Below are 24,006 nucleotides of genomic sequence, written 5' to 3' on the forward strand. Positions count from 1 at the left end.
TAAGCGAAGCGGCTGGCGTGACGGATGCGCCGGCAACGCGCGCGGCATTGCGGCGGGCGTGACAGGAACAGCCGGGGCCGTGACAGTGCGCAGCGCTGGCGCGGGCTTGGCCCTGGCGCGGCCGTTGCTGCCGCCCTCGTGGTGACAAAAGCGGCGCACCTGGTCGCCGCGGCCGTCACCAAAGTTTCGAGCTGGTGCGGTTGAGCTGGTGACAGCTCGGCCGCGCCGGCGAGCTGCTGCTGTCACCAAGCTCCGATTGGTGACACGGCGCCGGCCTGGATCTCGCCCGGGTGTCACCACGCGAGCGAGTTCCGGGGCAAGCCCTGTGCATCCGCTCGCCCTCGTGGCGAGGGCAAAAAAAAGCCGCCTCTGTGGGCGGCAAAAGGGAGGTCAGGGAGGGATCAGCGGAGAAACAGGCGGATGACTTCGCGGACTCGTTTCAAGCGGTCGTCGTCGAAGCTGTCGACGGGGCAAGTGCTTTCCGAGAGGAAGGTGCGGAAAGCCGCGTCGTTCGAGCGGATCAGGCCGCCATACAACAGCTTCAAGCGGTCACTATAACCGGCCGTCCTGGCGACGCCGCCGATCAGGAAGCGGCCGATGTACGCGCGGGCCACGATGGAGGCCAGCACGACGTTTTCATCAGCGGCGAACAGCGCTTCGCCCTCGAACTGCTCGTCGAGGCGAAACGCCTTGCGGATCGCGAAGTCGAGCGACGGCGCGGCCAAGATCGCGTGCAGCGTCTTGTAGCTCTGCTCGGGTGCGGGTACGGCCGGCAGGCGCGGCGGCAAGGTGGTGTGCAAGTTGAACGGCTCCCAAATGGTGACGGGGCCGCTGTCGTCGATGACGGTGGCGGCGGGTATGTGTGGCGCCGGCCGTGGTCGGCCACGGCCCAGGATGCGGCGGATTGCTGTAAGCAGCATGGGGTTCCTACCTCTTAGCGGCGCGTCCACTAGAAATCGCCCTCGTTGTCCTTCACCAGCTCGTAAGCGCCTGACTTGAACATTTCCCTTGCCACACCGAAGTCGTTGGGCGCGATCGCCCAGGCGATCAGCGCGCGGACTCGGCGTAGCTCCGGCCCGTCCACTTGTTCGAGCGGGCAATAGCTGCCCGCCATGTAGGCACGGAATTCGTCGTCGCTCGTGCGTAGCAGGAGGTCGAAAAGGAAGTGGGCGCGCGTGTTGAAAAGCGTGCCTTGAACCCCTGGATCAATGTGGCCGGGCGCGGTGCTATCGCGCTCCCACTTGTCGAAGAACGCGGCGACGCATGTGCAAGCCAGCGCCTTCGTGTGTTGATCCGGGGTGAGCTTCTTTCGTCCATTGCGTTTGACCTGAAAGACCGACTGCAAGACGGCTGCACGATCTGGCGCGAGGCGCAAGGCGTGAAGCCGCTCCTCGAACTTGCTGCGGAAGGCAGTGGGCTTGTCGTTCTCACTGGCTGCTGCCGACGCGGCGGCAGGCTTGGCGGCCGGCTGCTGTTGCAGCGGGTCGCCCTTGCCGGTGAGGATCGAGAACGCCGATCGGAGGCCGTGCTTGCTCATTCGGGCTTACTTGACCGCGACGGTCGAGGTCGAGCCGTGGCCGATCAGCTCAATGTCGACGCGGCGGTTCTTGGCGCGGCCGGCCTCGGTGGTGTTGTCCGCGATGAAGTCGCCCGACGCCTTGCCGCTGACGCGAATCTTGTTCGCCGGCACACCGTTCTGCACAAGGTAGGCGCGCGCGGCCAGCGCGCGGCCGGTGGCGATCTTCTGGTTGGCGGTGGTGGTGCCGATCGCGTCAGTGTGGCCGATGATGTTGACCTGCTGCGCCTTCTGCGCGGCGGGGATCAGCCAAGCGCTCATGAGGGCGCTGGGCTTGAATGCGGTGCTGTCGAAGCCGAACGGCACACGCACCAGCTTCGCGGCGAGGCCGTTGATCCGGGTTTCGATCACGTCGAGCTGGCGATTGATCGCCTCGGTGTCGGCGTCGCGCTGCGCAAGCTGGGCCTGCACCTGGGCCAGCTCCTTCTTGGCCCGCTCCAGCTCCGCTTCGGTAGCGGCCAGTTTGGCCGCGCTCTCGGTTTCCGACGCGCGCAGCGCGGATACCTGTGCGGCCGGATCGGCGGCGTCGTAGCCGTTGTTGGTCACGATGGCCTGCTCGCCCAGCACGGTCACGGCCAGCCACGGATGCAGCCCGCTCACGATCGCGTACTGGCCCATGCGGTTGTAGGGCAGGGTCTTGCCCTTGCTGTCGTAAATCGCGGGGTTCTGCCGCTCGAGGTCGACGAACTGGATGATCGTCGACGTGCGATCGTCGAAGGCGCGCAGCACGCCCACGCCGGCACGGTTCGACACGTCGTAGTTGAACCGGAAGCGCGAGGCGCCGGCCGCCTTGTCAGACGCGGTAGCGGTTGCCGCGCCGTTCTGGTCGGTGCCCTTGAACATCGCGCAGCCTGGAAGGCCAAGGGCGATTGCGGTGGCGAGCGCGAGGGTGACGGGAGTTTTCTTCATCGGTGTTTTCCTTCTGGTCAGGTTACGGGTTTTGAGGCGCTTTCGCGCCGGATGTGTTGGGGGCCAGTGCCTCGGGCGCCCATGCGCTCGGGTTGGCCCAGCTCCGTTTGAACGACTGCACGCCGCTGTCGGCGGTGTACGGGTTCGGCGGGATCGGTGGCGCCTCGTAGGCGACGGGATCGGCAAAGGCCACTTTGACGGCCGGCGCTCCGGGTGCTCGAGCGACGACACTTTGCCCGCCCAGGGGCGGCATGATCGCGGCAGGGATCGGGGCGCCCGCCTTGGCCGCGACTTTGGCGACGTAGCCATTCTTGAAGCCGGTGGTGAAGTTGCCGGAGTTGTATGCGGACAAGGCCGCATACAAGGCCTTGGTGCCGGGGCCGTACTGCTTCGACGCGCGGCCGTAGGCCTCTGTCAGCAGGTAGGCGCCGGCCCGGATGTTCGTGCAAGGCTCGAACACGTTTTCGGCCGTGAGGCCCAGCTTGTCGAAGTTCGTGCTGTTGATCTGCACGATGCCGGCGTCGAATTTGTAGCCGTTGGCGAGTAGCCATTGCGCCCAGCTCACGGCCTCGGCCGCGTCCTTGGGCTGTCGCTGCAAGGTGAGAACCGCGCGGCCGGGGCCGACGATCTTGTAGCCGATCGCCGTGGGCCGGAAGCTCGATTCGACGTGCATGATCGCGGCGACGGTGTTGGGGCCGACGTTCGGCGCGCATTCGTGAATCAGGGCGGGTAAGTCCATCGTCCGGTGCCTCTTGTTATTGGTTGAAAGCCGCGATGAGCGGAATGTCGAATAGACGCGCCCAGGCGCGCAGCGCCGTGCGCTGGATGCCGGGGATCGAGGTCGTCTTGCTCCACCACGCATTCGCGGGCGCGACGATGGCCTGCGGCTTGTGGGCCAGCGACACAAGCGCCGGCCACACAAGAAGCTGCTCGTAGCAGATCAGGCCGGCGACGGGCCGGCCCTGCACGGTGAAGATGCCTGCATCGAACCAGTGGGCGCGTGCGCCGTCCTGGGCGAACGGGCGCCACATGGAAATCGGCACTGGCACGCGCTGGCGGTACTTCACGCCGGCATCGGCGCCCACGGCGATGATGGCGTTGTCGTAGATGCGCTTCGCGTCTGTATTGAGGAAGCCGCCCAGCAGCGCCGTCGAGCCTTTGCGCGCGAGCGCGTCGCTTGCGTCCTGCCAGAAGTCGGCGGTCGTGCTGTTCCAGTAGCCGACAAGCGACTCGGGATAGACGGCCACTGTGCGCGGCGGCAGGGCCGTCGCGTGCCCGATCAGTTGGGTGTTGATCTCGTAGGCGCGCATGAAGTATTGCGGCCCGTCGAGCGGGTTGAAGCGGTTGCCGCTGTAGTCGGTGTTCACGGCCGTCCAGTAGGCACGCGGTTCGCCTTGGGTCGCTTGCAGGCCCAGGGCGGCCACGAACACGGCGGCCACGACGCCGCGCCACATGCCTTCGGCCGCGCACATGGCCCACATGAGCGCGAGCAAGGCCAGCAGGCCAAACCATCCCCAGGCCGGGAACAGCACGCCGGCCGCCGTGAGCGGGTTGGCCCAGCCAACCAAGCCGATCGGGGGAAGCGCCACAAGCGCGAGGGCCAGCGGCAGGCGCCACGCGAAGCCGCGCGGCGTCGGCCGGTCAGTCCACAAGGCCGCCCAGGGCGCGGCCAGCAAGGCGCTCGAGGCGAGCCACACGGCGACGCCGAAATAGCCGGGCGCCTCCGGGCCGAAGAAGATGATCGTGCCGGTCGGCAAGCCGCGCGCGGCGCCCAGGTAGTACGCGAAGGCAGCGAGGCCGGCAATCATCCGCGACGGCGCTTCTGCCCACAACAGGGGCAGGAGCGCGGAGAAAGCCAGCAGGGGCAGGTAATCGCCCCATGCGGCCACGCCCACGGCGCCGGCCAGCGCGATCACCAGCAGGCCGTACACGTCGGCCGGCTTGGCGCGGAGGTAGTACAGGCGAAGGGCTGTGGTCACTTCCTTCCCCCCTTGGCGGCCGGCTTACGCGGCGCCGGGTTGAAGTTGGGCTTGCCCGCGCGGTCGTCGTAGGAGGCGTCGCATTTCGGCTCGGCCTTGTAGTTCGAGCAAGACCAGAAGAAGCCCTTGCTGCCCTTGATGCGGCGCAGCTTGCCCGTCTTGCACTTGGGGCAAGTGATCTCGGGCGGCGGGGCGAGCTGCGGCTTGCCTCCGGCGTCGTTGAAGATCGCTTCGCACTTGGGTTCGCTGTTCCAGTTCGAGCAAGACCAGAACGGGCCTTTGCTGCCCTTCTTCATGGTCAGCTTGCCGCCCTGGCACTTCGGGCAAGGGAAGCTCGGCGCAAGCGGCAGGTTCATCGTGGCTTGGCGAAGGTCGCCGCATACCTTCGTGATGAAACCGACGTTGCGCTCGATGAAGGTTTCGTAGGGCAAGGCGCCCTTGGCGATCGCGTCGAGGGCCAGCTTGAAGATGCCGGCCATCGTCGGGTCTTTCACCGGGCCGGGCAGTGCGTCGATCAGGGCGCGCGCGTCCTTGGTCGACTGGAATTTCGTCTTGCTGCCCTTGACCGGCTCGAGGAATCCGCGCTCGCGCAAGTCTTTGATGATGCCGGCGCGGGTCGCGCTGGTGCCGATGCCCGATCCGTCCTTGAGTCGCGCCTTCGCGTTGGCGTCGGTGACGTACTTGTGAAGGTTAATCATCGCGTCCAGCAGGCTCGATTCATCGAAGCGCGGCGGCGGCGTGGTCTGCTTGCTGTTCACGTCGCACTTCTGGCAGGGCGCGCTATCGCCCTTCTGCATGGCCGGAAGCGTCTGCTTGCCCTCCTTCTCGTCCTGGTCGTCGCCCTTGCCGTCGTCCTCGTCGGCCGGGGCGTACACCTCGCGCCATCCGGCAGATACCGGGGTCTTGCCGCTGGCCGTGAAGCGCTCGCCCTCGGCCACGGCTTCGATCTTGGTGGCGCTGAACACGGCGGCCGGGAAGAACTGCGCGAGGTAGCTGCGAACGATCAGGTCGTAGACGTTCTTCTCGATCGGAGAGAAGCCCGTCGTGTCGGCCGTCTTTTCGGTCGGCACGATCGCGTGGTGCGGGTTGCCCTCCATCTTCTTGTCGTCGAAGGCGGGCGACTTGCGTTTCGGGTCGGCCTTGCCGATCACGCCGGCCATTGCCGGCAGGTTCTTCGCCAGCGCGGCGAGGATCGTGGGCGCCTCGTCGTGCTGCGCTTCGGACAGGTAGCGGCACTCGCTTCGCGGGTAGGTCGTCACCTTGTAGGTTTCATAGAGGGCTTGGGCGGCGTCCAGCACCTGTTCGGCGGTGTAGCCGTACTTCGAGCAAGCGAACATCGTGAGTTCGTTCAACGACAGCGGAAGCGGCGGCGCCTCCTTCTTGTCGGCCTTCTCGTAGTGCGTGATCGTGGCCGGCTTGCCGGTCACTTTGGCGGCGATGCCCTTGGCGATCGCGGCGTCGACAAGGCGGCCGGCTTCGTCGAGGCCGGCTTGCCCTTCCTTGGCCTTCCAGTTGGCCCGGAACGCGCCGTTCGCGTGTTGCAGCGTCGCGGTGAGCGTGAAGTAGGGGATCGGCTTGAAGCCTTCGATCACGCGGTCGCGGTCGACGACGATCTTGAGCGTCGGCGTCTGCACGCTGCCCACGGTCAGCACGCCGTCGTAGCCCAGCTCGCGCGCGCGCAAGGTGGCGGCGCGCGTGATGTTGAGGCCGAAAAGCCAGTCGTAATGCGATCGGGCCAGCGCCCACTTGTACCAGCCGCGAAACTGCGGGTCGTCGTTGCTCTTGATCGCGGCGAGGGCTTGCTTGACCTTCGTGGCGTTGTAGTCGTTCACCAGCAGCCGGCGAACAGGCTTGCGGTTCCCCAGGAACAAGAGCACTTCGTCGACAAGAAGCTGGCCCTCGGCGTCCGGGTCGCCCAGGTGGATCACTTCGTCGCATTTGGGCAGCAGCTCCTTGATGGCCGCGAGATTGCGCTTTGTGTCGTCGCGAGGCTTCATCACCCACTGCTTCGGGACGATGGGAAGGTCTTGCGCACGCCACACCTTGTTCCCCGACTTGCCGCGCGGCACGTCGTCGGGAAGGTAGTGGTCGGGCATTTCTTGCTCGAGGATGTGGCCGGCCAGCGGCACGAAATAGTTGTCCCCGACTTTGGTGTAGACGCCGTGCTTCTCCGGGTTGCCGGGCAACACGGCCGCGACGGCCTGGGCCAAGCTGGGCTTTTCAGCGATGAAAAGTCGAATCATTTGTCATGGTTCCTTCGTTGTTGTTGTTGCCGCCGCCGTGCTTGCAGCTCGGCTTGCAATTCCGCTTCGCGCTCGGCCTCCCGTTGCCGGGAACGGGCACGCACGCGCTCGATGCGGGCGCGGGATTCACGTCGCTCGCTGTATTTGCTCCAAGCAAAGCCAAAAGCCACGATCAGCAAAAAGCCGATCGCGGCCGTAGCTGCGAGTGACAACACGTTATCGGGCATCGGACTCCCCAAAAAATTGGCGCCTCTAGTGATATAAATATATCACGATAAGGCGCCGGCCTCAAGCCGTGATTGGCTATGTAGCTGTGGGGTAGGCCTTGGTGACGACGGGCAGCATGGTCGACAGGATCGCGCTGGCCCGAACCGGGCCGAAATAGCGGCTGTCGTAGCTGTTCGGGTGCTGGTTCGCGATCAACCAGTATTCGCCCTGCGCGACGGTGTAGGTGCCGCGCTCAATGAACTGCATCGGTCGGCCCTTGCTGTCGTGGCGGTTCGTCCTGGTGTTCGGGATCGGCTTGCCGTTCACGATCACGGCGTCGTCGGTCAGCGTCACGGTGTCGCCGGGCATGGCGACGATCTGCTTCAAGAGCGGCGCGTAGCCGCTCGGGCATTCGCCCTCGGGCATGTAGTTGCGCTCGAAGGCCATCGCGGCCGTGGGCGTCTGGTGGTCGATGCAGGCGGTAGCGTAGGCGCCACGGTGTACCGTATCGCCCTGCTTCCACAAGCCCAGCGGCATAGATGCCGTCGTGTTGAGGCGGTAGCCCATGAGGCCGCCGATCACGACGATCGCCAGCAGGACAGCGCCGGGCACGAGCGCCCTGGTGATGAGCTTTCGAGTATTCATGCAGTCCCCTCCCCTTTCAGCCCAAGCGCTTCATGGCCTCGGGGCCGTCCATCGAGGTCGGCGGCACTTCGCTTTCTTCGCCTGCGTCAGCGGGCAGCGGTGCGCTTTGCTCGCGGTCGTCGCGGTCGAGCGCGACGCGGTGGTGATCCTCCGCGATGATTTCGACGCTGGTGCGCTTCACGTTCTTGTCGTCCGTCCACTGGCGCGTGAACTTGCGGCCGTCGACGTGGATGCAGTCGCCCTTCTTGTAGCCCTCGGCGCGCTCCGCGAGCTTCCGGTACATCACGACGGTGTGCCATTCGGTGTGCGTCTGCCACTGGTCTTTCGCGTCCTTCCACGACTCTTGCGTGGCGAGGCGAAGGCTCAAAACGGCATCGCCGTTCGGCATGTAGCGGATCGTCGGGTCGTTGCCGACATTTCCGCAGAGTTCAACGCGGTTTTTGTAGGGTATGCGTGCCATGTATGTCGCTCCTGGTCATGTGTTGACGTGATATAAATATATCACTTAATGCCGCTGGCATCTAGGGGTCAGCGGCTCATTGGGTCGTTGCGGATTTCGGCCAGCAGGTCGTCGAGGCCGTCCATTCCTGGTTCGACTTCCTGCGGCTTGGCCGAAGCCTTGGGCTTGCTCGAGGCCTCGGCCGTCGAGCTGGTCGGTGCGCCGGCCAGTATGTCGTCGAACATGCTGTAGTCGCTCTCGTCGGCTTTCGCGGATACCGCGAGGGCCGCCATCAGCAGGTCGTCGACGCCGCCCGCTGCCGGCGCGGCCGGCTCCGGTGTCGGCTCCACGTTGATCGGGCCTTGTGCCAAGGCTTCGATCGGCGGCATGTCGTCGTGGTGATCGCCGCCATCGTGCTCGATGTAGTGCTCGATTGGCGTGCCCACGTCCTCCGGTGCTTCTTCGATCAAGTCGTCGATCGGTGCGCCGACTGGCGCCTCGGTCGCGGCGTCGAGGATCGCATCGAGCACTTCATCGGTAGGCGCCACGGCCTCGGCGGCCGGCGCCGCTGCCGGCGCTGCCGCTGCGGCGGCCTTGATTGCGCCCGCTGCCTCCGGGTTGGCCGCGAGGTGGCTGGCCGCGCTTGCGGCGGCGATCGCCGCTTGCTCGGCGTCGGCCGGCTTCGCCGCGATCGGCGGCATGGTCACGATGGGCGCATCGTAGAGCCGGTCGCTTGCGGCCGGCGTGGCGACTTTGGCCCGCGTGCTGAACGTCGGGTCGGTGAAGTAGAGGATTTGCTTGCCGTACACGGGCGCGTGGCCAGCGACGAAGATCAGCATGTCGCCGGCCTCGAGGATGTTGCCCTGGGCATCCTTCTTCGCTGCCGGCAGGCGCATCACCTCGTCAGGCGTCAGCAGTGGGCGCGACACTTCGTTCTGTGACGTGCTCACGTTCGACAGCATCGGCGTCAGCCGGTCGCCGCTGTAGCTGTTCTGCGTCTTGACGATCGTCGTGGTTCCCGTCATGTCCGAAAGCAGCTTCGCCGTTTCGATCTTGTTGGGCGCGTAGGCGATCCGAACGTGGCAATTCGAGAAGATGCTTTCGTCCTTGCCGTAGGCCGTCCAGAGCTGGGAAATGTCCTGCACGATGAGATAGGCCTTCATGCCGTAGCCCGCGATGAAGGCAAGCGATTCCTCGAAAATGTCGAGCTTGCCCAGCGACGGGAATTCGTCGATCAGCAGCAAGAGCTTGTGCTTGTAGCCGGCCACGCTGCGGCCGTCCTTGAATTCCATCTTCTCGGTGAGCGAGCGCACCACCTGGTTGATGACAAGCCGGATCAGCGGCTTCAAGCGGTCTTTGTCGCTCGGTGGCACGACGAGATAAAGCGACATAGGTTTGTCGGCATTCATCAGGTCGCGCACCTTGAATTGGCTGTAGCGGGTGTTCTTGGCAACGACAGGATCGCGGTACAGCGTCAGGAAGCTCATGGCGGTCGATAGCACGCCCGACATTTCGTTTTCCGACTTGTTGAGCATGTCGCGCGCGCTGGCCGCGACGACTGGATGCGTGCCGGTGGGCTTGCCTTCGCTGTCCGTCCAACCGCGCTTGCGGTCGGGGTCGTGCTCGGTGCCCAGCATGTAATGCAAGGTTTCCTCGAGCGTCCTGGTCGGCTCCGACAGGAAGTTCGCGAGGCCGGCCAGGGTCTTGTCGTTCTCGGAGTAGAGAACGTGAAGCATGGTGCCGACAAGCAGCGCGTGGCCGGTCTTGGCCCAATGGTCGTTCAGGCCTTTGCCGTCCGGGTCGACGATCATGGTGACGATGTTCTGAACGTCCGACACTTCCTTGTCGGTGCCCAGGCGGATTTCCTCGAGCGGGTTGAAGCACACGCTCGATCCGTCCGTCGCGGTCGGCTCGAACTTCAATGCGTAGTTGCCGGCCTCCTGTTGGCGCCATCCTGCGGTGAGCGCCCAGTTCTCGCCCTTGATGTCGTAGACCAACACGCTGTTGGGCCAGCTCAAGAGGGTCGGCAACACCAAGCCGACGCCCTTACCCGATCGGGTCGGGGCGAAGGCCATGATGTGCTCGGGGCCGTCGTGGCGAAGGTAGTGGATCGTTTCGGTCTTGGGGTTCTTCCACGCGCCCACATAGACGCCCTTGCCCTGCCCTTTCATGGGCAGCAGGGTCGTCGCCTTGATTTCTTCCTCGGTCGCCCAATGGGCGGAACCGTGAAGGTGCTCCGCGCCCGATTCGAGGTTCCTGGTGCGGCGGTAGGTGATGTAGGCGGCCGTCAGCACGGATAGCCCGCTGCCGATGATGACGATCATGTAGGCGACGGTGAAATGGTGGCGAACGACGGGGTTCTCGAGTTCGCGCCATTTCCAAATCCAGCTAATCCACCCGAAGGGGTGGTACACCCGCACGCTGCCCAGCGTGAAAAGGGGCGTGCCAAGCGCGTCCTGGTAGCCGAAGGCGGCGGCGAGGTATTGCGTCGCGATGATGCCGACGATCAGTAGAAGGCCAAGCCCAACGGCCACGGCGATCCACATAACGCCGCCCAGGTTGGTCGGCTTATTGGGTAGTTTGTAGAGTGGGTTTTCGAGGTTGGGCTTTGCCATTCCTTTGTCCTTTGCCCGCCCCTTGCCTTTCGGCAAAGGGCGGTGCGGTTAGTTAGTGGATCAGCGCGCGATCTCGCGATCGGGGCCGCGTTGCCGGTCTTGCTGCTGCTGTCGCTGCGCGCCCTGCACGATGGCCTTGCCCTGGTTGTACTGAACCTTCACGAACTGGCCGATGCCAACGTCGCCGCCGTCGAGCGCGCTGCGCTCGTGAGCGATGAACTTGTTGGCACCGATGCGCTGGATCACGCGGTCGTCGTCTTGAGCGACGACGGTGCCGGTGAAGTTGCCCTGCTCGGCGTCGACGAACTTGGCGTCGACGATCTTGGCGTCCTTGCCGAACTTCTCGCGCACTTGCTCGCGGGCACTCTCGGCGGTGTGGCCCTTTTCCTGGGCGTCATGCTTGGCGTGCTCGCGCTGCTTGTCGGCGCTCAATTCCTCGGCGTACACCTTGCCGTGCTCGTACACGATCGAAAGGTTGTGGCCTACCTCCACGTCCTTCTGCAAGTTGGTCTTGGCGTGGACGATGGCGGTCTGGTCGTTCACCTTCTGGATCACATAGCTCCCGGTTTCCGCGACGATGGGGCCGTCGAAGGTTTGGCGTCCCTCGTTGTCGTAGGCGAATTGGAGCTTCGCATCCTTGCCCATGTGCTCGGTCTTGAGCGATTGCAGCTCGGCTTCCTGGCCCGGCGTCGTGCGCTGGGTCATGCGGCCGTCTTTGTAGGAAACGCGCATTTGGCCGCCGATCTCGGGCACTTCGTCGAAGTTCTCGCGAAGATGCGCGATTGCGGTGGCCTTGCCGACTTGCTGCACGACGTGGGTTTCGTTCACGAAAATCACGCTGCCCCGGTATTCCTGGGCGTTGCGGTTGGGGATGTAGGTCTTGGCCTCGGCGCCCAGCTCGGCGGCGACGGCCTGCTTCACTTCCTGGTAGCCGCGCGACAGCCGATCGCGGTTCTGCTCGAGGCTCGGCGCATCCGCGATGGCCGGCGCATCGCGGCCCGGCTCGTAGGCCATGCGCAAGGCCTTGCCGGTTTCGATGCTGTTGGCGATGCGCTCGAGGGCTTCGCCCCGGCCGATCTTCTCGAGGTCGTGGACGATGGCCGTGTCCTTGCCGATCTGCTGAACGGCGTAGTTCTCGTTCATATAGATGAACTTGCCGTCGTACTGGCGGGCGGCGTCGGGGCGCGGCGAGTAGAGCTTGCCGCCCTCGCCCAGCATTTCCGGGGTCTTTGCCATGTACGCGGCCAGCGATCGGTCGGTGTCGCGGTTGTCGCGAGCGATGGCGCCCAGCGCCTGATAGCCGGCGTCGCGCTCCGCGCGCGTCAGCTTGTTTTCCTCGGCCCACTGGATGAAGGCCGGCGTGCCGCCGAACATGATTTCTTGGTTGTTGGGCAGCGTGGCGATCAGCTCCTTGCGATCGTTCACGGTCAGCGCGACGCCCGGCATGGTGGTCAGCTCCGCGACTGGCGTGCGCGTGCGGTGCATGTCGATCAAGGCGTCGATCTTGTCGAGCGCCTTGTCGATGTTCTGCTCGAGGCCGTCGATCTCGAACGGCAGTTCGTGGCGCTGCCAGAAGGGGTTTTGCGTGTTGAGCGGAACCATCCCGGTCAGGTGGTCGCGGTGGTATTCCAGCTCGTCGATGCCGGCACGCGAAAGGTTGTCGCGGTAGGCCTTCGGATCGGTTTGCAGCTCGGCCAGAATGCGGCCTTCCTGCTCCTGGCGCATGGCGTCGTATTCGACAGCCTTGCGCTGCTCCTTGGCTGCGCTGCGGCGCTGGTTTTCTTCGGGACTGATCCCGTATTCGTTATGCAGGGCATCGCCCTTCAAGATGCCCTTGTCGGCCTCGGCCTGCATGATCGCCTTGGCGTTCTTGTCGCCCACGGTGTCGGCCAGCGCGTCGGCGTCCAGTTGCTCGAACTTGGCGACGATCTTGCTGCCGCTGTAGAAGGCGGCGGTGTAGGCCAGCTCGCCGCCCTCGAGCTGCGAACGGGTGAAGCGGATCGAGTTGGCTTCCTTGTCGTCGATCCTGGTGATTCCGGTGGCGGCTACCTCTTGTTGCGCGGTTTCCATAGCTTGCGGCTCCTGGTCAGGTGTAGGCAGGGTGACGGCCTGCTCCGGCTGCTGCTCGCGCGTCAGCTCGAGCGCTTTGGTCAAGCGCTCGGCGGTCAAGGCAAAGTGCTGCGCGAGTCCCTTGCGTTCCAAATAGGCGTTGCCCATTTCGTCGTGCTCGGGGTCGATACCGAACACGGCGGAAAGGCGGTCGTGCGCCGTTTCGTAGAACTTCTCGGGGTCGTGGCCGGTGACGGCGCCCACGGTCGCAAGGTTGCGGCTGCGTAAGGCATCGTCGAGGCTTGCGCCCTGGTAGGCGGTGAAGTGGTCGAAGGTCACGCTCGGGTCGGCCATTGCTTCCGCAATGTCCACCTCGAGGGCACGCGCGACGGCCGGCTCGGCGGTGCGCTCCTGCGCTTTCTCGATGGTGCGTTCGCGCGCAAGGTCGATCACATAGTCGGCCATGATTTCCGCGTCGCGGGCCGCGCGGAAAATCTCGTGCTTGTCCTCCTTCAAGGCCTTCACCCATGACGCTTGATAGGCGGCATGGCGGTCGGGGTTGAAAGGGACGCCCAGCTCGGCCGACAGGTAGAGGCTCGCCATCTGCGCGCGCAGTTCCTCGCGCGCATACGACTCACTGCCGAAGCCGCCCGACAGGTCACGGTTCAGGCGCTTTTCGTGGCCCGTCCAGTGGCCCAGCTCGTGCATGGCGACTTCGTAGTAGTCGAGCGGCTGCGGGAAGGCCTCGCGCGGGGGCAGGTGGATTTCATCGGCGCCCGGCGAGTAGTAGGCGCGATCCTGCTGGTCGTGGAAGATGCGCGCCCCGCTGCCCGTTAGGATGCGGTCGGCTTCTTCTACAGGATTCCAGCCGTCAGGCCGCTCGCGGCGCTTGTACTCGGGGATGCCCTCGATCTGGCTGGCGTGGAAAACCGTGGCGTAGAACACGCGCGGGTTTTCGAGTTTCACCGTCACCTTTTCCTTCTTGCCGGTGGTCGGGTCGAAGCGTTCTTCTTCCTTGTCGAATTGCCAGTATTCGACGCTGGTGCCTTTCGATCCCTTCTTGACTTGCCAGCCTTCCGCCTGGGCCTGCTTGAAGGTGCACCAGCGCGGATCATCCGATCCCATGAGCTGGGCTTTCGCCATCAGGTACAGAGCGTTGCCGCCGCGATAGGCCCGGCCGCTTGTGGCGTTGTGGGGCATTTCGAGGAAGCTGCTGGCGGCGTCGGGATTCCACGGCTTTTGCCAAGGTGCCGCGCCCTGCTCAATCAGGTCGACGATCTGATTGGTCAGGTCTTGCCGGAAGTCGCGCTTGGGCTTGTCGTCTTTTTCAGTCGCCATGATTTACCGGCTCCTGGTCAACGTCGGCCACATAGGTTTCCGACAGGTCAGAAAGCGGCATGTCCGCTTCCTCAACAGATACGCCGCCGTCCTGAGACAGCGGGCGGCCGGCGAGCTTCGCCCTGGGCAGGATCGCTTTGCGATCGGCTTGTTGGTCATGAGTGTTCATGCCGCATTTCCTCCTTGTGATTAGCTCCCGCCGCCGTTGTCGGACGGGCAATTCCAGTTCAAGACGTTCCAGTACTTCTTGCTGTTGTTCATGTCCATCCGAACGTAGGTGTTGCGGATGTGGTCGGCCGGCACTTTCGGGTTGGCCGTGGCGTGGTAGTTCTGCACGAGGTATTCGTACTGCGGCGTCAGCACGCCGTAGCCGGCGTACACCACGGCGTTGTTGCCGGGGCCGACCAGCGAACAAATCAACTGGTTGTTGAGCACGACGTAGCTGCGCGAACCTCCGGGCACTGCCTGGAAAAACTCGGCCGGCTGATAGACATTGCTCTTGCCGTCAGTGCTGGGCGGGAACCATGTGCCGTTCTGGTAGAACGCGAGGTCGTTGCCGTTGCGCATGACGCCGATGTAGTAGGCGCCGGGGCGCCCAACATCGGCCGCGTTGGGTGTGATCGTCACGGTCACTTTGTGGCCGGTCAGAACTTGGTTGTCGCCGTAGCCGCTGTAGATTTCCTCCACCGTCGCGGTCGCGTCGGCCAGCGCCGGCCCGACTGCGAGGGCGGCCAGCAGGCCGGCCAAATAACGAAACTTCATAAAGCAAACTCCTTTCAACGTGAAATGCCCCGCCGTTTGTGGTTGTGGGCTGGCTCGCGGCGCGGGGCGATTTCATAGCCTCCCGGCGTTGGGCGAATTGCGCCGCGATCCAGTAACTCTTTGCCTGTCTCGGCCAAAGCTCGGTGGTACTTGCCCAGCCATCCGCCATAGGCGCGCTCGGTGGGTAGGTGCTTCGTGGTGTTCACCGTGCGGAACACTTCACCCATGAGGCGCTTCTTGTCGGTCAGCAAGGCGTCTGCATCGCCGTAGCTGTCGAAGCGGACTTTCACCCGCTCCTTACCGTCCTGGCCGATGTACGGGGACGCCTGCAAGACGACGTATTCGCCTGTCTTTAAGCCTTCCGCCCTCGCCTTCTCGGCCTCTTTGGACTGATATATATAATGCACTTTACCATCAGTTCCTTCAATCAGCATGAACGGCTGGTCGCGCGCTTCGTCGAGGCCTGTGCCGATCAGGCGCCCGGCCACGCGGCCCACTTTGCGTAGGTCGGTGTTCTGCATCTGCAAGCGCGGATCGGACAGCATGGCCCGATGCTGGAACAGTGTTTTCAATCGGTCGTTGCCGATTTGCCGCTGCCTCAAGGCGTGTTCGAGATTCGGCGGCAACTGCCACTTCATGTTTCCGGTGCGCTGGGCCAAGCCCATTTGCTCGAGGTGAACAAGGCGCTTGATCTGCTGGATGCGGTACTCGCGCAGCTTGAGCGATCGCGGAATGTTGCCGTCGTAGTTCGCCTCGAATCCCTGGTCGCCGGCCATCCTGGTCGCGGACTTGAGGATCATCCGGTCGAGTTCGGTGTAGCGCTGCTGGTCGATCTGGCGGGTCAGCGATTCCGTCACTTCCTTGTCGGTGCGGAACCCCAGGTGGTTTGTGGCGACTTGCTGCGCGCGCTCGCGCATGGTTTTCTTGACGTAGGCCGGGTCGATGCGCAAGGCCTTGCCGTGCTCATCCTTTCCACGCACCGCTAGGTGGACGTGCGGATGCTCGGTGTTGTAGTGATCGACTCCAACCCACTCGAGCGGCGTGCCTAAGTCCTGCTCGAGTTTCTTCACGAAGTCTTTGGTGTACTGCCGCAAGTCCAGCTTGTCGCCAAACTCGGGCGACAGGATGAACTTGAACATGCGCTCGTCGCCGGCCTTCTGCCAGCGGTCGAGCGTTTCAGCGATCGGCATGGCATCGCCAGCGCTGCCGAAGCCTGGATTCTTTACAGCCCGGCGTCGGTTGCCCGTTGTACGTTCGCCATCACCTCCCCGTCGCAATGCTGGATCGCCGTTTGATCCTCGGTGCTCCACGTCACGAGGTGCATTACCCGGCAGTAGCACTTCACTTGATTTGCTGAAGCCAACCACACCGATCCCGGACAGGCTTCGCACACTGTTGAGGGATTGGGCCTCTGGCTTTTCGGCAAGCGCGCGAGCGTAGGACTGACGTAAGGCTCTAAGCCGGCCAGCACTGGATACAGGGATTCCGGCGTAACGGCTTCCTCCGTCGTCGCGCTCTCGTTCGGGTTCTCGTTCATGGTCTAGCTCCTGGTCAAGTTGTGGATCGTCAATGCCGCGCTCTTGCTGGGCCTCGAGTGAGGCCGATTCGCGAGCGATGTAGCGGCCGTGGGCTTTCCATTGCCCATTGCCCTTGTTGCCGGCGAAGGTCATGCGAACGCTGGCGCGCTGCAAGTGGCGCGTCGGGTTCGCGGTTCGCATGGCCTGCTTGGTGACTGTGCTGGCGGCGGCGGCTCCTTTGCCGCGCGCTCCCCCCATAGAAAATTCGGGACTCGCCCGGCGTTTGCCCGGCGACTCCCGAAGTAGGTTCATCAGCTCGCGACGGACTTTCTTAATGTCGCGGACACCATCAGAGGGCCGCTTGCCGGCCCTTGGGGTGATCTTGAACTTGCTGTCGTCAGCCATTCATTCCCCCGAAAGTCTCTCGCGAGAAACTGGCTTGACGATCAAAGGGGTAAGCGCGCACGCCCGGCGAAAGTTTCTCGCGAGAAACTTTGCGTGTCCTGGTCGATGCGGCTGGGCGGGTCATTCGCCGTCACCCTCCGCATTCAGCTCTGCCGCAATGGCGAGCACGCCGCTTCCGGCCCGCACCATTTGGGCCACCTGGGCGCGCAGTTTCTCGTAGCGCTCCCAGGCCTCTTTCGATGCAAGGTCGATCGCCTCGGGCGGGACGGCCGGGGTGTGAAGGAAGAAGCTGCGGGTGAACAGGTCGAACAAGGCCAGCATCACTTCAAGGTCGTTCTTGATGCGCCGCTGCTCGCGTGTCACCGCGCGATGGCTTGCGGCTACGCGCTTCTCGAACTCCGCGAATTCTTCGCGCAGCCTGTCGCGGCCCAGGTACTCGCGCACGGCCTCGCGGTACACGTCCGCGATCGCCCAGCCTTTGTCCTTTGCCGCCTTCTCTACGGCCTCTTTGAACTCGGGGTCTGTCACCTGAACGGTGTGCTTCGGGTACTTCGCCCCTCCGCCTGTCTTGCCTCCGGTAGTGGCCTTTGCCATGTGGGTTCCTTCTATCGGTTCGGTTCTAATTCGCTGCTAAAAAGTGTATAATGGAACCGACAAAAAAGCAAGGCACAGCCTTGACTTACGCCGCATTCGCGGCCACAATCGCACCTAACCTTTATGTTCCACTATGCTTTGTTTGGTGATGCTGTGCTCGGGTGTGGTTTCCGTAGCACGCAGCGCCGGACAAAGCAGGGGGATGCCGGGCGGGAGAGGCGCGAAGCGCCGAGGATCGAGCCGGCGGGGGGCGTGCCACCCAAGAGGCGGCGCCTTTGGTCTTGTGTTTGGGGATGTGGGTCTACAGCGCGGAGCGATGCAGAGGATGTGAGGATGTAGCGATGGCGTTATGGCGATCGGAAAGAGCGACACGGCAAGCGGGCCGGCAGTCCTCCGGTTTCTCGCGAGAAACCGGGGCTGTCGGCTTTTTGTCGTTTCCGTCGTGGGGTCGGCCTTGCGGCCTGCTGGGTCAGCGCTCTAAAAGTTTCTCGCGAGAAACTTTTAGAGCGGGTGAGGGAAGGGGTGCTATCCGCGCGCCCGCCTTGCGGGCTGGGAAAAAGAAGTCAGCGCTCGATGCCTTTGCTCTGTGCGAACTTGCGGGCGCCGTCGATGGTGCGTTGTATGTAGTCACGCTGGCGGGCTTCGCCGCCTTTGTGCGACAGGTCGCGCGATCGGATCGCGCCCTCGATCTCGTGATCGGGGACGCCGCGCGAAACTGCGTAGACGGCGTAGCTCATGTCGGCGCGGTGGTAGTCGCCCTGGAATTTGGGGTCGTTGCGGAAGTCGTTGATCGACTTGCGCGCACCTGCCCGGCTTTGGCTCTGCGGCGCATTGCGCCACTGCTCCCGGCGTTCCGCTTCCTCACGCTCGCGCGTCTGGATCGTGTCGCGCGCCGTCTGGATCAGCTCCCCCGCCTTGGGGTAGGTTTCACCCGTAGCTTCGCGGACAATGACAAACGGGAAGTAGCCGGAGTCGAGCTTGTGCTTCGGCTTGCAGTTGGTGAAGCCGGCAAGGCGGCCGAAGTGTCGCCAGTCTGCGCTGCTCGGGTCGCCGCCATAGCGGCGCGCGAGTTCCTTGGCGCACTCGGTGGAAAGATCGGTGGGGAGTGGTTGGCCGTGGTTTACCCACGCCTGGAAGTTCTTGGGGGAGGTTTCGACGACAAGGGCGGGCGCGATGCCGTCGCGCTTCATCTGCTCCACACCGTCTTTGGTGAGGTCGTCGACAAGCGACAAGGCATGTTCGCCGGCCGGGCGGATGTAGATGTGCTTGCCGTTCACGTTCTGCGCGCGGAAGTAGTCGATCGAGCGCAGCACGGTTTCCTTGTCCCACTGCTTGATAAGCATCGTTTCGCGGCGGGCGTCGTAGACGCCGATCTCGAAGCGATCGCAGCCCATTGCCTCCACCTGTCTCTGTACTGCTACAGCGGTCAGATCAGCCATTTATTTATCTTCCTTTCAAGTCTGAGTGATTGCACAACGTCATGCGAGGTGATATATTTATATCACGAACACCCCAGGGGGACAACCAATTGACCAGTACCAAAGACAAGCAACGGCATCTGCTCGAAGAAAAGCTACGTCGGGAATGCGGCATCGTGTTCATGGAAGGCCTCGAGTCTCCGAAGGTGAACGAACTTGCGCTGAACCCGGACGGACGGCTTTGGTTCGACATTGCCGGTAGCGGCTGGACTGACATAGGGGAAACGATGGCCCCGGCTCAATCCGAGTCGCTGCTTGCGACGTGCGCGAGCATGTTGCATACATGCGTCACGCGGGAGAACCCGATTCTCGAGGGCGAATTCCCGCTGGACGGCTCCCGCCTTGAAGGCCTCATTTATCCCGTCGTGCGTGCGCCGACGTTCACCGTCCGCAAGAAGGCGACTTCGATCTTCACCTTCGAGGACTACAAGGCACGCGGCATCATCCGCCCCTTGCACACCATCCCGCCACGTTCGCGCAAGGTGAACATGCTGGAACAGGAGTTCGGCCATCCAGTCGAGGCCATCCGCGCGGCCGTTTCCGCGAGAAAGAACATCCTGGTCGTCGGCGGCACTGGCTCGGGCAAGACGACGCTGGTGAACGCGGTGCTTCATGAAATCGGCTTGCTGACGCCTCACGATCGCATGGTGGCGATCGAGGACACGATGGAACTGCAAGTCAACATTGCGAATGCGGTGCTGCTGCGCTCAAGCGAGCACTGCACGATGCAAAGACTTCTCCGGGCAACGATGCGGTTGAGTCCCAACCGGATCGTGGTCGGTGAAACGCGGGGTGCGGAAGCCTTCACCCTGCTCAAGAGCTGGAACAGTGGACACCCTGGCGGCGCTGCGACGATTCACGCGGACAGTGCCGAAGAAGGGCTGGATAAGCTGGTCAGCTACATCTACGAGTCGCCTGACGCGAAAGCGTTGTCGCCCGAGATCATCGGGCGGCTCGTCGCTACGGCTGTTCACATGGTTCTGTTTATTGAGAAATGGGAGGGTGATCCTGGACGTTTAGTAAGTGAAGTTGCACTGGTTCGTGGCTATTCCAACGGTCGTTTTGACCTTCAACCTATCAAGGAGTCTTTTCAACATGCAATCGCGTAAATCTCTCATCAGCAACGTGCTGTTCGTTATGTTCTTCGGCCTTTTCTCGGCCGCTGCTTTCGCCGGTACTGGCGGCGGTGGTCTGCCCTGGGAAGGCCCGCTGGACACGGTGGTGAAGTCGCTGACTGGCCCGGTCGCCCTGGCGATCTCCATTCTGGCGATGGCCGCCGCTGGTGGCGCCCTGGTGTTCGGCGGCGAGCTGTCCGAGTTCACCCGCAAGATCATCATGCTCGTGCTGGCGATCTCGTTCCTGGTGTTCGGCGCCTCGTTCATGAGCACGGTGTTCGGTGTGTCGGGGGCGTTGATCTAAATGGACGAACCACGCCGCATTCCAATTCATCGCTCGCTGAATCAGCCGCACATGCTGATCGGCGGCGAGCGCACCCTTGTCCAGTTCTCCGGGCTTATCGCCGTGCTGATTGTCATTTCGGGCATGTCGCTCTTTGCGTTGGTCTGCGGCGTGGGGTTCTGGATCGTGTGCATGTGGGCGCTTGTACGGATGGGCAAGGCCGATCCGCAAATGTCGGACGTGTACCGCCGCCACATTCAGTACAAGGACTATTACCCCGCCCGGACGGGGAGCCAAGCGCTCCCCGCTCCGGTGCGCACCTGGAAGGCTTAACCGATGCTCAAGCTACAACAATTTCGCGATAAGGCGATCGGGCTGCCGGATTTGCTGAACTTCGCACTGTCCCCGGAGGATGGGATCGTGCAAGGCAAAGACGGTTGCCTTATGGCCTCGTGGTACTACAGAGGCGAGGACATGGGGAGTTCTACCCACGGTGAACTTGCCTCGATCTCGGCCCGCCTCAATGCCGCCTTGGTCGGCCTGGGAAGCGGCTGGATGAGTCACACCGACTTGATCCGCCGCTACACCACCGGCTACCCCAAGCGCGGCGCATTCCCGGATCGGACGACGCTGGTGATCGACGAAGAACGTCGCCAGCTCTACGAAGCCGAAGGCGTACACCTGGAAGGCGTGTATGCCCTGACGCTGAGTTACATGCCCGATTCCAAGACCGCCGAGAAGATCAAGGACTTTCTCTACGAAGGCGGCCAGAAAGGCCAAGACAAGGCGCAAGAACTGGCGGATCGCGTGATCCAGAAGTTCAAGCGCGGGATTGGCGAGTTCGAGGGCGTGCTGTCGGGCATGTTCCCGGTTCGCCGCATGAAGGGCATCCGCGACACCGACGACTTCGGCCGTGAGTACGTCGAGGATGAACAGCTCCAATTCCTCGAGTTCTGCGTTTCCGGCGATCTGCGCCCGGTTCGCCTGCCTTCGATCCCGATGTACCTGGACGCCATCATCGGCGGCCATACCTTCGCGGGCGGTATCGAGCCGCGTATCGACAACAAGCTGGTGAAGGTCGTTGCAATCGACGGTTTTCCCCAGGACAGCACGCCGGGCATTCTGCATGTGCTCGATGAGCTGAACTGCGAATATCGGTGGTCTACGCGCTTCATCTTCCTTGATCCGTACCAAGCAAAAGCGGTGCTTGACAAGCAGCGCAAGCGCTGGCAGCAAAAGCAGCGCGGCTTGAAGGATCAGGTGATGAATACCGCGAGCGGCGCCGTCGATCTGAACGCGATGGAAATGACGGCGGACGTGCAGGCCGCGATGGGTGAGGCCGAATCGAACTTGGTGCGATTCGGCTACTACACCAGTGTCGTCGTGCTCATCGGCAAGGATGAGGATCGGGTTCGCGAGAACGCCGAAGAAGTGCGTACCGCGATCAAGAACAAGGGTTTCGGCGCCCGGATCGAGGACATTAATTCGGTCGAAGCCTACCTGGGGTCGATTCCTGGTCATGGCTATCCGAACGTGCGCCGGCCGATCATGCACACGCTGAATCTGGCCGACATGCTGCCGATCACGTCGGTGTGGGCCGGCAATGAGTTTCATCCCAGCCCGCTCTATCCGAAGAAAAGCCCGCCGCTGATTCACACCACGACGACAGGCACGACGCCCTTCCGCATGTGCCTGCACGTCGACGACGTGGGCCACGCCCTCATGCTTGGCCCAACTGGTGCCGGCAAGACCACGGCGATCAACACCTTGATCGCCCAGCACTTCCGCTACCCGAACGCCAACACGATCGGCCTGGACTACAAGAACGGCTCCTATGTGCTGTGCAAGGCCGCTGGTGGCGATTACTACGACATTGGCGGCCCTGGTCAGGATGACATGGCTTTCTGCCCGCTGTCCGATCTGGACACGACAGCCGATGTGACATGGGCGAACGAATGGCTCGAGGGCTGCGTCGAGCTGCAAGGCATCACGCCGACGCCCGCGCTGCGCGAGGAAATGCAACGGGCGCTTGAGCGCTTCAAGCGCAGTCCGTCGCGCTCGCTTTCCGAGTTCTGCTCGGAAGTGCAAAGCAACGAGCTGCGGCAGGCGATCGGCCTTTACACCATGAGCGGCCCCTTGGGCGGCCTGCTCGATGGTCAGCAGGACAACATGAAGAAGGGCCGCTTCATGATGTTCGAGATGGAGCACTTGCTTGAGATGGGCGACAAGAACGCGCTGCCCGTCCTCGGCTATCTGTTCCGTCAAATCGAAAAGCGGCTGAATGGTCGCGATCCGACGTTCGTGCCGTGCGATGAGGCATGGCGAGCCGGCAGCCATCCAGTCGGCCGTCGCTGGATCGGTCGTGCGCTCAATACGTGGCGCTCGAAGAACGCCAACATGCTCATCGCAACCCAGCAGCCGATCGAGCTGTTCCGCTACGAAGAACTCCGCGACGTGATCCTGGCCGGCTGCCCGACGCGCATCCTGCTCGCCAACCCGGAAGCCCAGGAATCGCAGAAGCCCATGTACGAAATGATGGGCTGCAACGCGAAGGAGCTGGAAATCGTCGCCAACATGACCAAGAAGCGCGAGTACTACTACAAGTCGCCGCTCGGTCGTCGCCGGTTCTCACTCGGGCTTGGCCCGGTCGCCCTGGCTTTCGTCGGTGCGTCGGGTAAGGAAGCGGTCGCGGAAGCGCGCCGCTACATGGATCAGTACGGCGAAACATGGCCGGCTGAGTGGTTGCGTAATCACGCCTCTCCCGAGTGGGCTGATTACTGGATGCGTGTTCAATAACAGGAGAAAGTGCAATGCAGAAACGCAAAGTAGTTGCGCTGGTGATGGCCCTGGCCACGGCCTTCGGGCCGATGCCAGCGGCCCATGCCTCCGGCGCTGTCGCGGGTGCCACGGAAATCACCCAGCTTCTCAACAACGCCGAATTGGTGACGCAAGTTGCCCAGCAAGCCCAGCAGCTCGCGACGCAGTTGCAGCAGTATCAGACGATGCTGACCAACCTGCAAAACATCCCGAACCAGATTTGGGGGCCGATCCAGCAGGACTTGGTTGCCCTGCAAAACGTGGTGAAGCAGGGGCAAGCGCTGTCGTTTGCGGCCTCGAACGTGGTGCAGCAGTTCGAGAACACTTACGAGGGCTTCAAGCAGGCGCCGAAGTTCGTGACGGCATACAAGAACTGGTCGAAAACCTCGATGGACTCGATCAAGGGGTCGCTGGCGGCGGCCAACTTGCAAGCCAACCAGTTCGCGACGGAAGAAGGCACGCTGTCGGCGCTGCGCTCCATGTCGCAAAGCTCGGTCGGCCAGCTTCAAGCGCTGCAAGTCGGCTCGCAAATCGCGGTCGAACAGGCCGGGCAAATGCAGAAGCTGCGCGGGCTCATCATGGCCCAAATGCAGGCGCAAAGCGCCTACATGGCAGGCAACCAGCAAGAGAAGGACAACCGTAAGGCGGCCGAAGAAGGGTTCTTCGTCAAGACGAACCCAGGCGGCAAGCCCTACAAGACCTTCTAACCAACGGGAGCAACACACGCCATGAATCTCACGAAAGCATTGTTCGCGTCGCTCCTGGCGGTGTTGCTCGCCGCCTGCGGTGACAAGGCCAGCGATCCGGCCCAAAAGGCCGCGATCGCTGCGCCTGACGCCGATCGAGTGACGTTCTACGTCGAGCACGACGCCGAACGCAAAGCCAAGCTGGCGGAATGCACCAGTCGGGGCATTAACCGCATGGCCGATACAGAGGAAGCGGCGGAATGCCGGGCGGCAGGGAAGGCCGCCGATCACGCGCTTCTGAAACCTGCGACGGCCTCCGAGCCGAAGCAATACAAGAAGTTCTAAGGGG

General features: G+C 63.2%; 21 protein-coding genes and 1 pseudogene. 6 read left to right on the plus strand and 16 right to left on the minus strand.

The genetic code is table 11. The features are described from left to right. Positions 1-401: 401 nt before the first annotated feature. The 16 genes and pseudogenes from K2L43_RS18500 to K2L43_RS18575 form a co-directional block, all read right to left on the minus strand. Positions 402-920 carry a hypothetical protein gene (locus K2L43_RS18500; RefSeq protein WP_220639060.1) on the minus strand — a complete coding sequence of 173 codons (519 nt, stop codon included), beginning with the start codon at positions 918-920 and terminating at the stop codon, positions 402-404. Between the two features lie 29 nt (positions 921-949). Further along, complete coding sequence (locus K2L43_RS18505) at positions 950-1,537, minus strand: hypothetical protein (protein ID WP_220639061.1); 588 nt, start codon at positions 1,535-1,537, stop codon at positions 950-952. Between the two features lie 6 nt (positions 1,538-1,543). Then, positions 1,544-2,485, minus strand: coding sequence for an OmpA family protein (locus K2L43_RS18510; protein ID WP_220639062.1), 942 nt, complete (start codon positions 2,483-2,485; stop codon positions 1,544-1,546). A 22-nt stretch (positions 2,486-2,507) separates the two neighbouring features. After that, positions 2,508-3,224: a lytic transglycosylase domain-containing protein gene (locus K2L43_RS18515; RefSeq protein ID WP_220639063.1), complete on the minus strand. Its 717-nt coding sequence runs from the start codon at positions 3,222-3,224 to the stop codon at positions 2,508-2,510. A gap of 16 nt (positions 3,225-3,240) precedes the next feature. Continuing rightward, positions 3,241-4,464, minus strand: a complete 1,224-nt coding sequence (locus K2L43_RS18520; RefSeq protein WP_220639064.1) for a nitrilase-related carbon-nitrogen hydrolase — start codon at positions 4,462-4,464, stop codon at positions 3,241-3,243. Then, complete coding sequence (locus K2L43_RS18525) at positions 4,461-6,707, minus strand: DNA topoisomerase 3 (protein ID WP_220639065.1); 2,247 nt, start codon at positions 6,705-6,707, stop codon at positions 4,461-4,463. Before K2L43_RS18525 ends, K2L43_RS18520 begins: the two co-directional genes overlap by 4 nt. Beyond that, positions 6,704-6,934, minus strand: a complete 231-nt coding sequence (locus K2L43_RS18530; RefSeq protein ID WP_220639066.1) for a hypothetical protein — start codon at positions 6,932-6,934, stop codon at positions 6,704-6,706. Before K2L43_RS18530 ends, K2L43_RS18525 begins: the two co-directional genes overlap by 4 nt. A gap of 76 nt (positions 6,935-7,010) precedes the next feature. Next, a complete protein-coding gene (gene traF / locus K2L43_RS18535) occupies positions 7,011-7,559 on the minus strand; it encodes a conjugative transfer signal peptidase TraF (RefSeq protein ID WP_220639067.1) in 549 nt (182 codons plus the stop codon). Between the two features lie 16 nt (positions 7,560-7,575). Continuing rightward, positions 7,576-8,019 (minus strand): single-stranded DNA-binding protein, encoded by a 444-nt coding sequence (locus tag K2L43_RS18540; RefSeq protein WP_220639068.1) that lies wholly within the window; start codon positions 8,017-8,019, stop codon positions 7,576-7,578. A 674-nt stretch (positions 8,020-8,693) separates the two neighbouring features. Beyond that, positions 8,694-10,544 (minus strand): annotated as a pseudogene (gene traG / locus K2L43_RS18545) (IncP-type conjugal transfer protein TraG); the annotation flags it as partial. Between the two features lie 129 nt (positions 10,545-10,673). Then, on the minus strand, positions 10,674-14,000 hold the full coding sequence (locus K2L43_RS18550) for an ArdC family protein (protein WP_220639070.1): 3,327 nt from the start codon (positions 13,998-14,000) through the stop codon (positions 10,674-10,676). After that, positions 13,990-14,169 carry a hypothetical protein gene (locus K2L43_RS18555; protein WP_220639071.1) on the minus strand — a complete coding sequence of 60 codons (180 nt, stop codon included), beginning with the start codon at positions 14,167-14,169 and terminating at the stop codon, positions 13,990-13,992. Before K2L43_RS18555 ends, K2L43_RS18550 begins: the two co-directional genes overlap by 11 nt. A 20-nt stretch (positions 14,170-14,189) precedes the next feature. Beyond that, positions 14,190-14,762 carry a hypothetical protein gene (locus K2L43_RS18560; RefSeq protein WP_220639072.1) on the minus strand — a complete coding sequence of 191 codons (573 nt, stop codon included), beginning with the start codon at positions 14,760-14,762 and terminating at the stop codon, positions 14,190-14,192. Positions 14,763-14,776: 14 nt separating this feature from the next. Beyond that, positions 14,777-16,684 carry a DUF3363 domain-containing protein gene (locus K2L43_RS18565; protein ID WP_220639073.1) on the minus strand — a complete coding sequence of 636 codons (1,908 nt, stop codon included), beginning with the start codon at positions 16,682-16,684 and terminating at the stop codon, positions 14,777-14,779. Positions 16,685-16,804: 120 nt separating this feature from the next. After that, positions 16,805-17,278, minus strand: a complete 474-nt coding sequence (locus tag K2L43_RS18570) for a hypothetical protein (protein ID WP_220639074.1) — start codon at positions 17,276-17,278, stop codon at positions 16,805-16,807. Between the two features lie 563 nt (positions 17,279-17,841). Beyond that, positions 17,842-18,717, minus strand: a complete 876-nt coding sequence (locus tag K2L43_RS18575; protein ID WP_220639075.1) for a RepB family DNA primase — start codon at positions 18,715-18,717, stop codon at positions 17,842-17,844. Between the two features lie 89 nt (positions 18,718-18,806). Between K2L43_RS18575 and K2L43_RS18580 the strand changes: the two genes are divergently transcribed. Genes K2L43_RS18580 through K2L43_RS18605 form a run of 6 tightly spaced genes read left to right on the plus strand, consistent with a single transcriptional unit; the run spans position 18,807 to position 24,002 of the window. Then, positions 18,807-19,865, plus strand: a complete 1,059-nt coding sequence (locus tag K2L43_RS18580) for an ATPase, T2SS/T4P/T4SS family (protein ID WP_255580610.1) — start codon at positions 18,807-18,809, stop codon at positions 19,863-19,865. After that, positions 19,852-20,175, plus strand: coding sequence for a TrbC/VirB2 family protein (locus K2L43_RS18585; RefSeq protein WP_220639076.1), 324 nt, complete (start codon positions 19,852-19,854; stop codon positions 20,173-20,175). The genes K2L43_RS18580 and K2L43_RS18585 overlap by 14 nt, the downstream gene beginning before the upstream one ends. After that, on the plus strand, positions 20,176-20,487 hold the full coding sequence (gene trbD, locus K2L43_RS18590; protein WP_220639077.1) for a conjugal transfer protein TrbD: 312 nt from the start codon (positions 20,176-20,178) through the stop codon (positions 20,485-20,487). Positions 20,488-20,490: 3 nt separating this feature from the next. Beyond that, entirely contained in the window at positions 20,491-22,950 is a 2,460-nt protein-coding gene (locus K2L43_RS18595; RefSeq protein ID WP_220639078.1) for a hypothetical protein, read from the plus strand. Positions 22,951-22,964: 14 nt separating this feature from the next. Next, on the plus strand, positions 22,965-23,678 hold the full coding sequence (gene trbJ / locus K2L43_RS18600; RefSeq protein WP_220639079.1) for a P-type conjugative transfer protein TrbJ: 714 nt from the start codon (positions 22,965-22,967) through the stop codon (positions 23,676-23,678). Between the two features lie 21 nt (positions 23,679-23,699). Beyond that, the gene (locus K2L43_RS18605) at positions 23,700-24,002 is read left to right on the plus strand and encodes a hypothetical protein (protein ID WP_220639080.1); all 303 of its coding nucleotides are present in this window, start codon (positions 23,700-23,702) and stop codon (positions 24,000-24,002) included. The last annotated feature ends 4 nt before the right edge of the window (positions 24,003-24,006 follow it).

This window comes from Diaphorobacter sp. MNS-0, from assembly GCF_019602835.1.
GTDB classification, from domain to species: domain Bacteria; phylum Pseudomonadota; class Gammaproteobacteria; order Burkholderiales; family Burkholderiaceae_C; genus Diaphorobacter; species Diaphorobacter nitroreducens.

Bases quoted from the DNA above. Each gene is read 5' to 3' on its own strand.
- K2L43_RS18500 (WP_220639060.1), bottom strand. From the start codon at position 920: ATGCTGCTTACAGCAATCCGCCGCATCCTGGGCCGTGGCCGACCACGG.
- K2L43_RS18505 (WP_220639061.1), bottom strand. From the start codon at position 1,537: ATGAGCAAGCACGGCCTCCGATCGGCGTTCTCGATCCTCACCGGCAAG.
- K2L43_RS18510 (WP_220639062.1), bottom strand. From the start codon at position 2,485: ATGAAGAAAACTCCCGTCACCCTCGCGCTCGCCACCGCAATCGCCCTT.
- K2L43_RS18515 (WP_220639063.1), bottom strand. From the start codon at position 3,224: ATGGACTTACCCGCCCTGATTCACGAATGCGCGCCGAACGTCGGCCCC.
- K2L43_RS18525 (WP_220639065.1), bottom strand. From the start codon at position 6,707: ATGATTCGACTTTTCATCGCTGAAAAGCCCAGCTTGGCCCAGGCCGTC.
- K2L43_RS18530 (WP_220639066.1), bottom strand. From the start codon at position 6,934: ATGCCCGATAACGTGTTGTCACTCGCAGCTACGGCCGCGATCGGCTTT.
- traF (WP_220639067.1), bottom strand. From the start codon at position 7,559: ATGAATACTCGAAAGCTCATCACCAGGGCGCTCGTGCCCGGCGCTGTC.
- K2L43_RS18540 (WP_220639068.1), bottom strand. From the start codon at position 8,019: ATGGCACGCATACCCTACAAAAACCGCGTTGAACTCTGCGGAAATGTC.
- K2L43_RS18550 (WP_220639070.1), bottom strand. From the start codon at position 14,000: ATGGCGACTGAAAAAGACGACAAGCCCAAGCGCGACTTCCGGCAAGAC.
- K2L43_RS18555 (WP_220639071.1), bottom strand. From the start codon at position 14,169: ATGAACACTCATGACCAACAAGCCGATCGCAAAGCGATCCTGCCCAGG.
- K2L43_RS18560 (WP_220639072.1), bottom strand. From the start codon at position 14,762: ATGAAGTTTCGTTATTTGGCCGGCCTGCTGGCCGCCCTCGCAGTCGGG.
- K2L43_RS18565 (WP_220639073.1), bottom strand. From the start codon at position 16,684: ATGGCTGACGACAGCAAGTTCAAGATCACCCCAAGGGCCGGCAAGCGG.
- K2L43_RS18570 (WP_220639074.1), bottom strand. From the start codon at position 17,278: ATGGCAAAGGCCACTACCGGAGGCAAGACAGGCGGAGGGGCGAAGTAC.
- K2L43_RS18575 (WP_220639075.1), bottom strand. From the start codon at position 18,717: ATGGCTGATCTGACCGCTGTAGCAGTACAGAGACAGGTGGAGGCAATG.
- K2L43_RS18585 (WP_220639076.1), top strand. From the start codon at position 19,852: ATGCAATCGCGTAAATCTCTCATCAGCAACGTGCTGTTCGTTATGTTC.
- trbD (WP_220639077.1), top strand. From the start codon at position 20,176: ATGGACGAACCACGCCGCATTCCAATTCATCGCTCGCTGAATCAGCCG.
- K2L43_RS18595 (WP_220639078.1), top strand. From the start codon at position 20,491: ATGCTCAAGCTACAACAATTTCGCGATAAGGCGATCGGGCTGCCGGAT.
- trbJ (WP_220639079.1), top strand. From the start codon at position 22,965: ATGCAGAAACGCAAAGTAGTTGCGCTGGTGATGGCCCTGGCCACGGCC.
- K2L43_RS18605 (WP_220639080.1), top strand. From the start codon at position 23,700: ATGAATCTCACGAAAGCATTGTTCGCGTCGCTCCTGGCGGTGTTGCTC.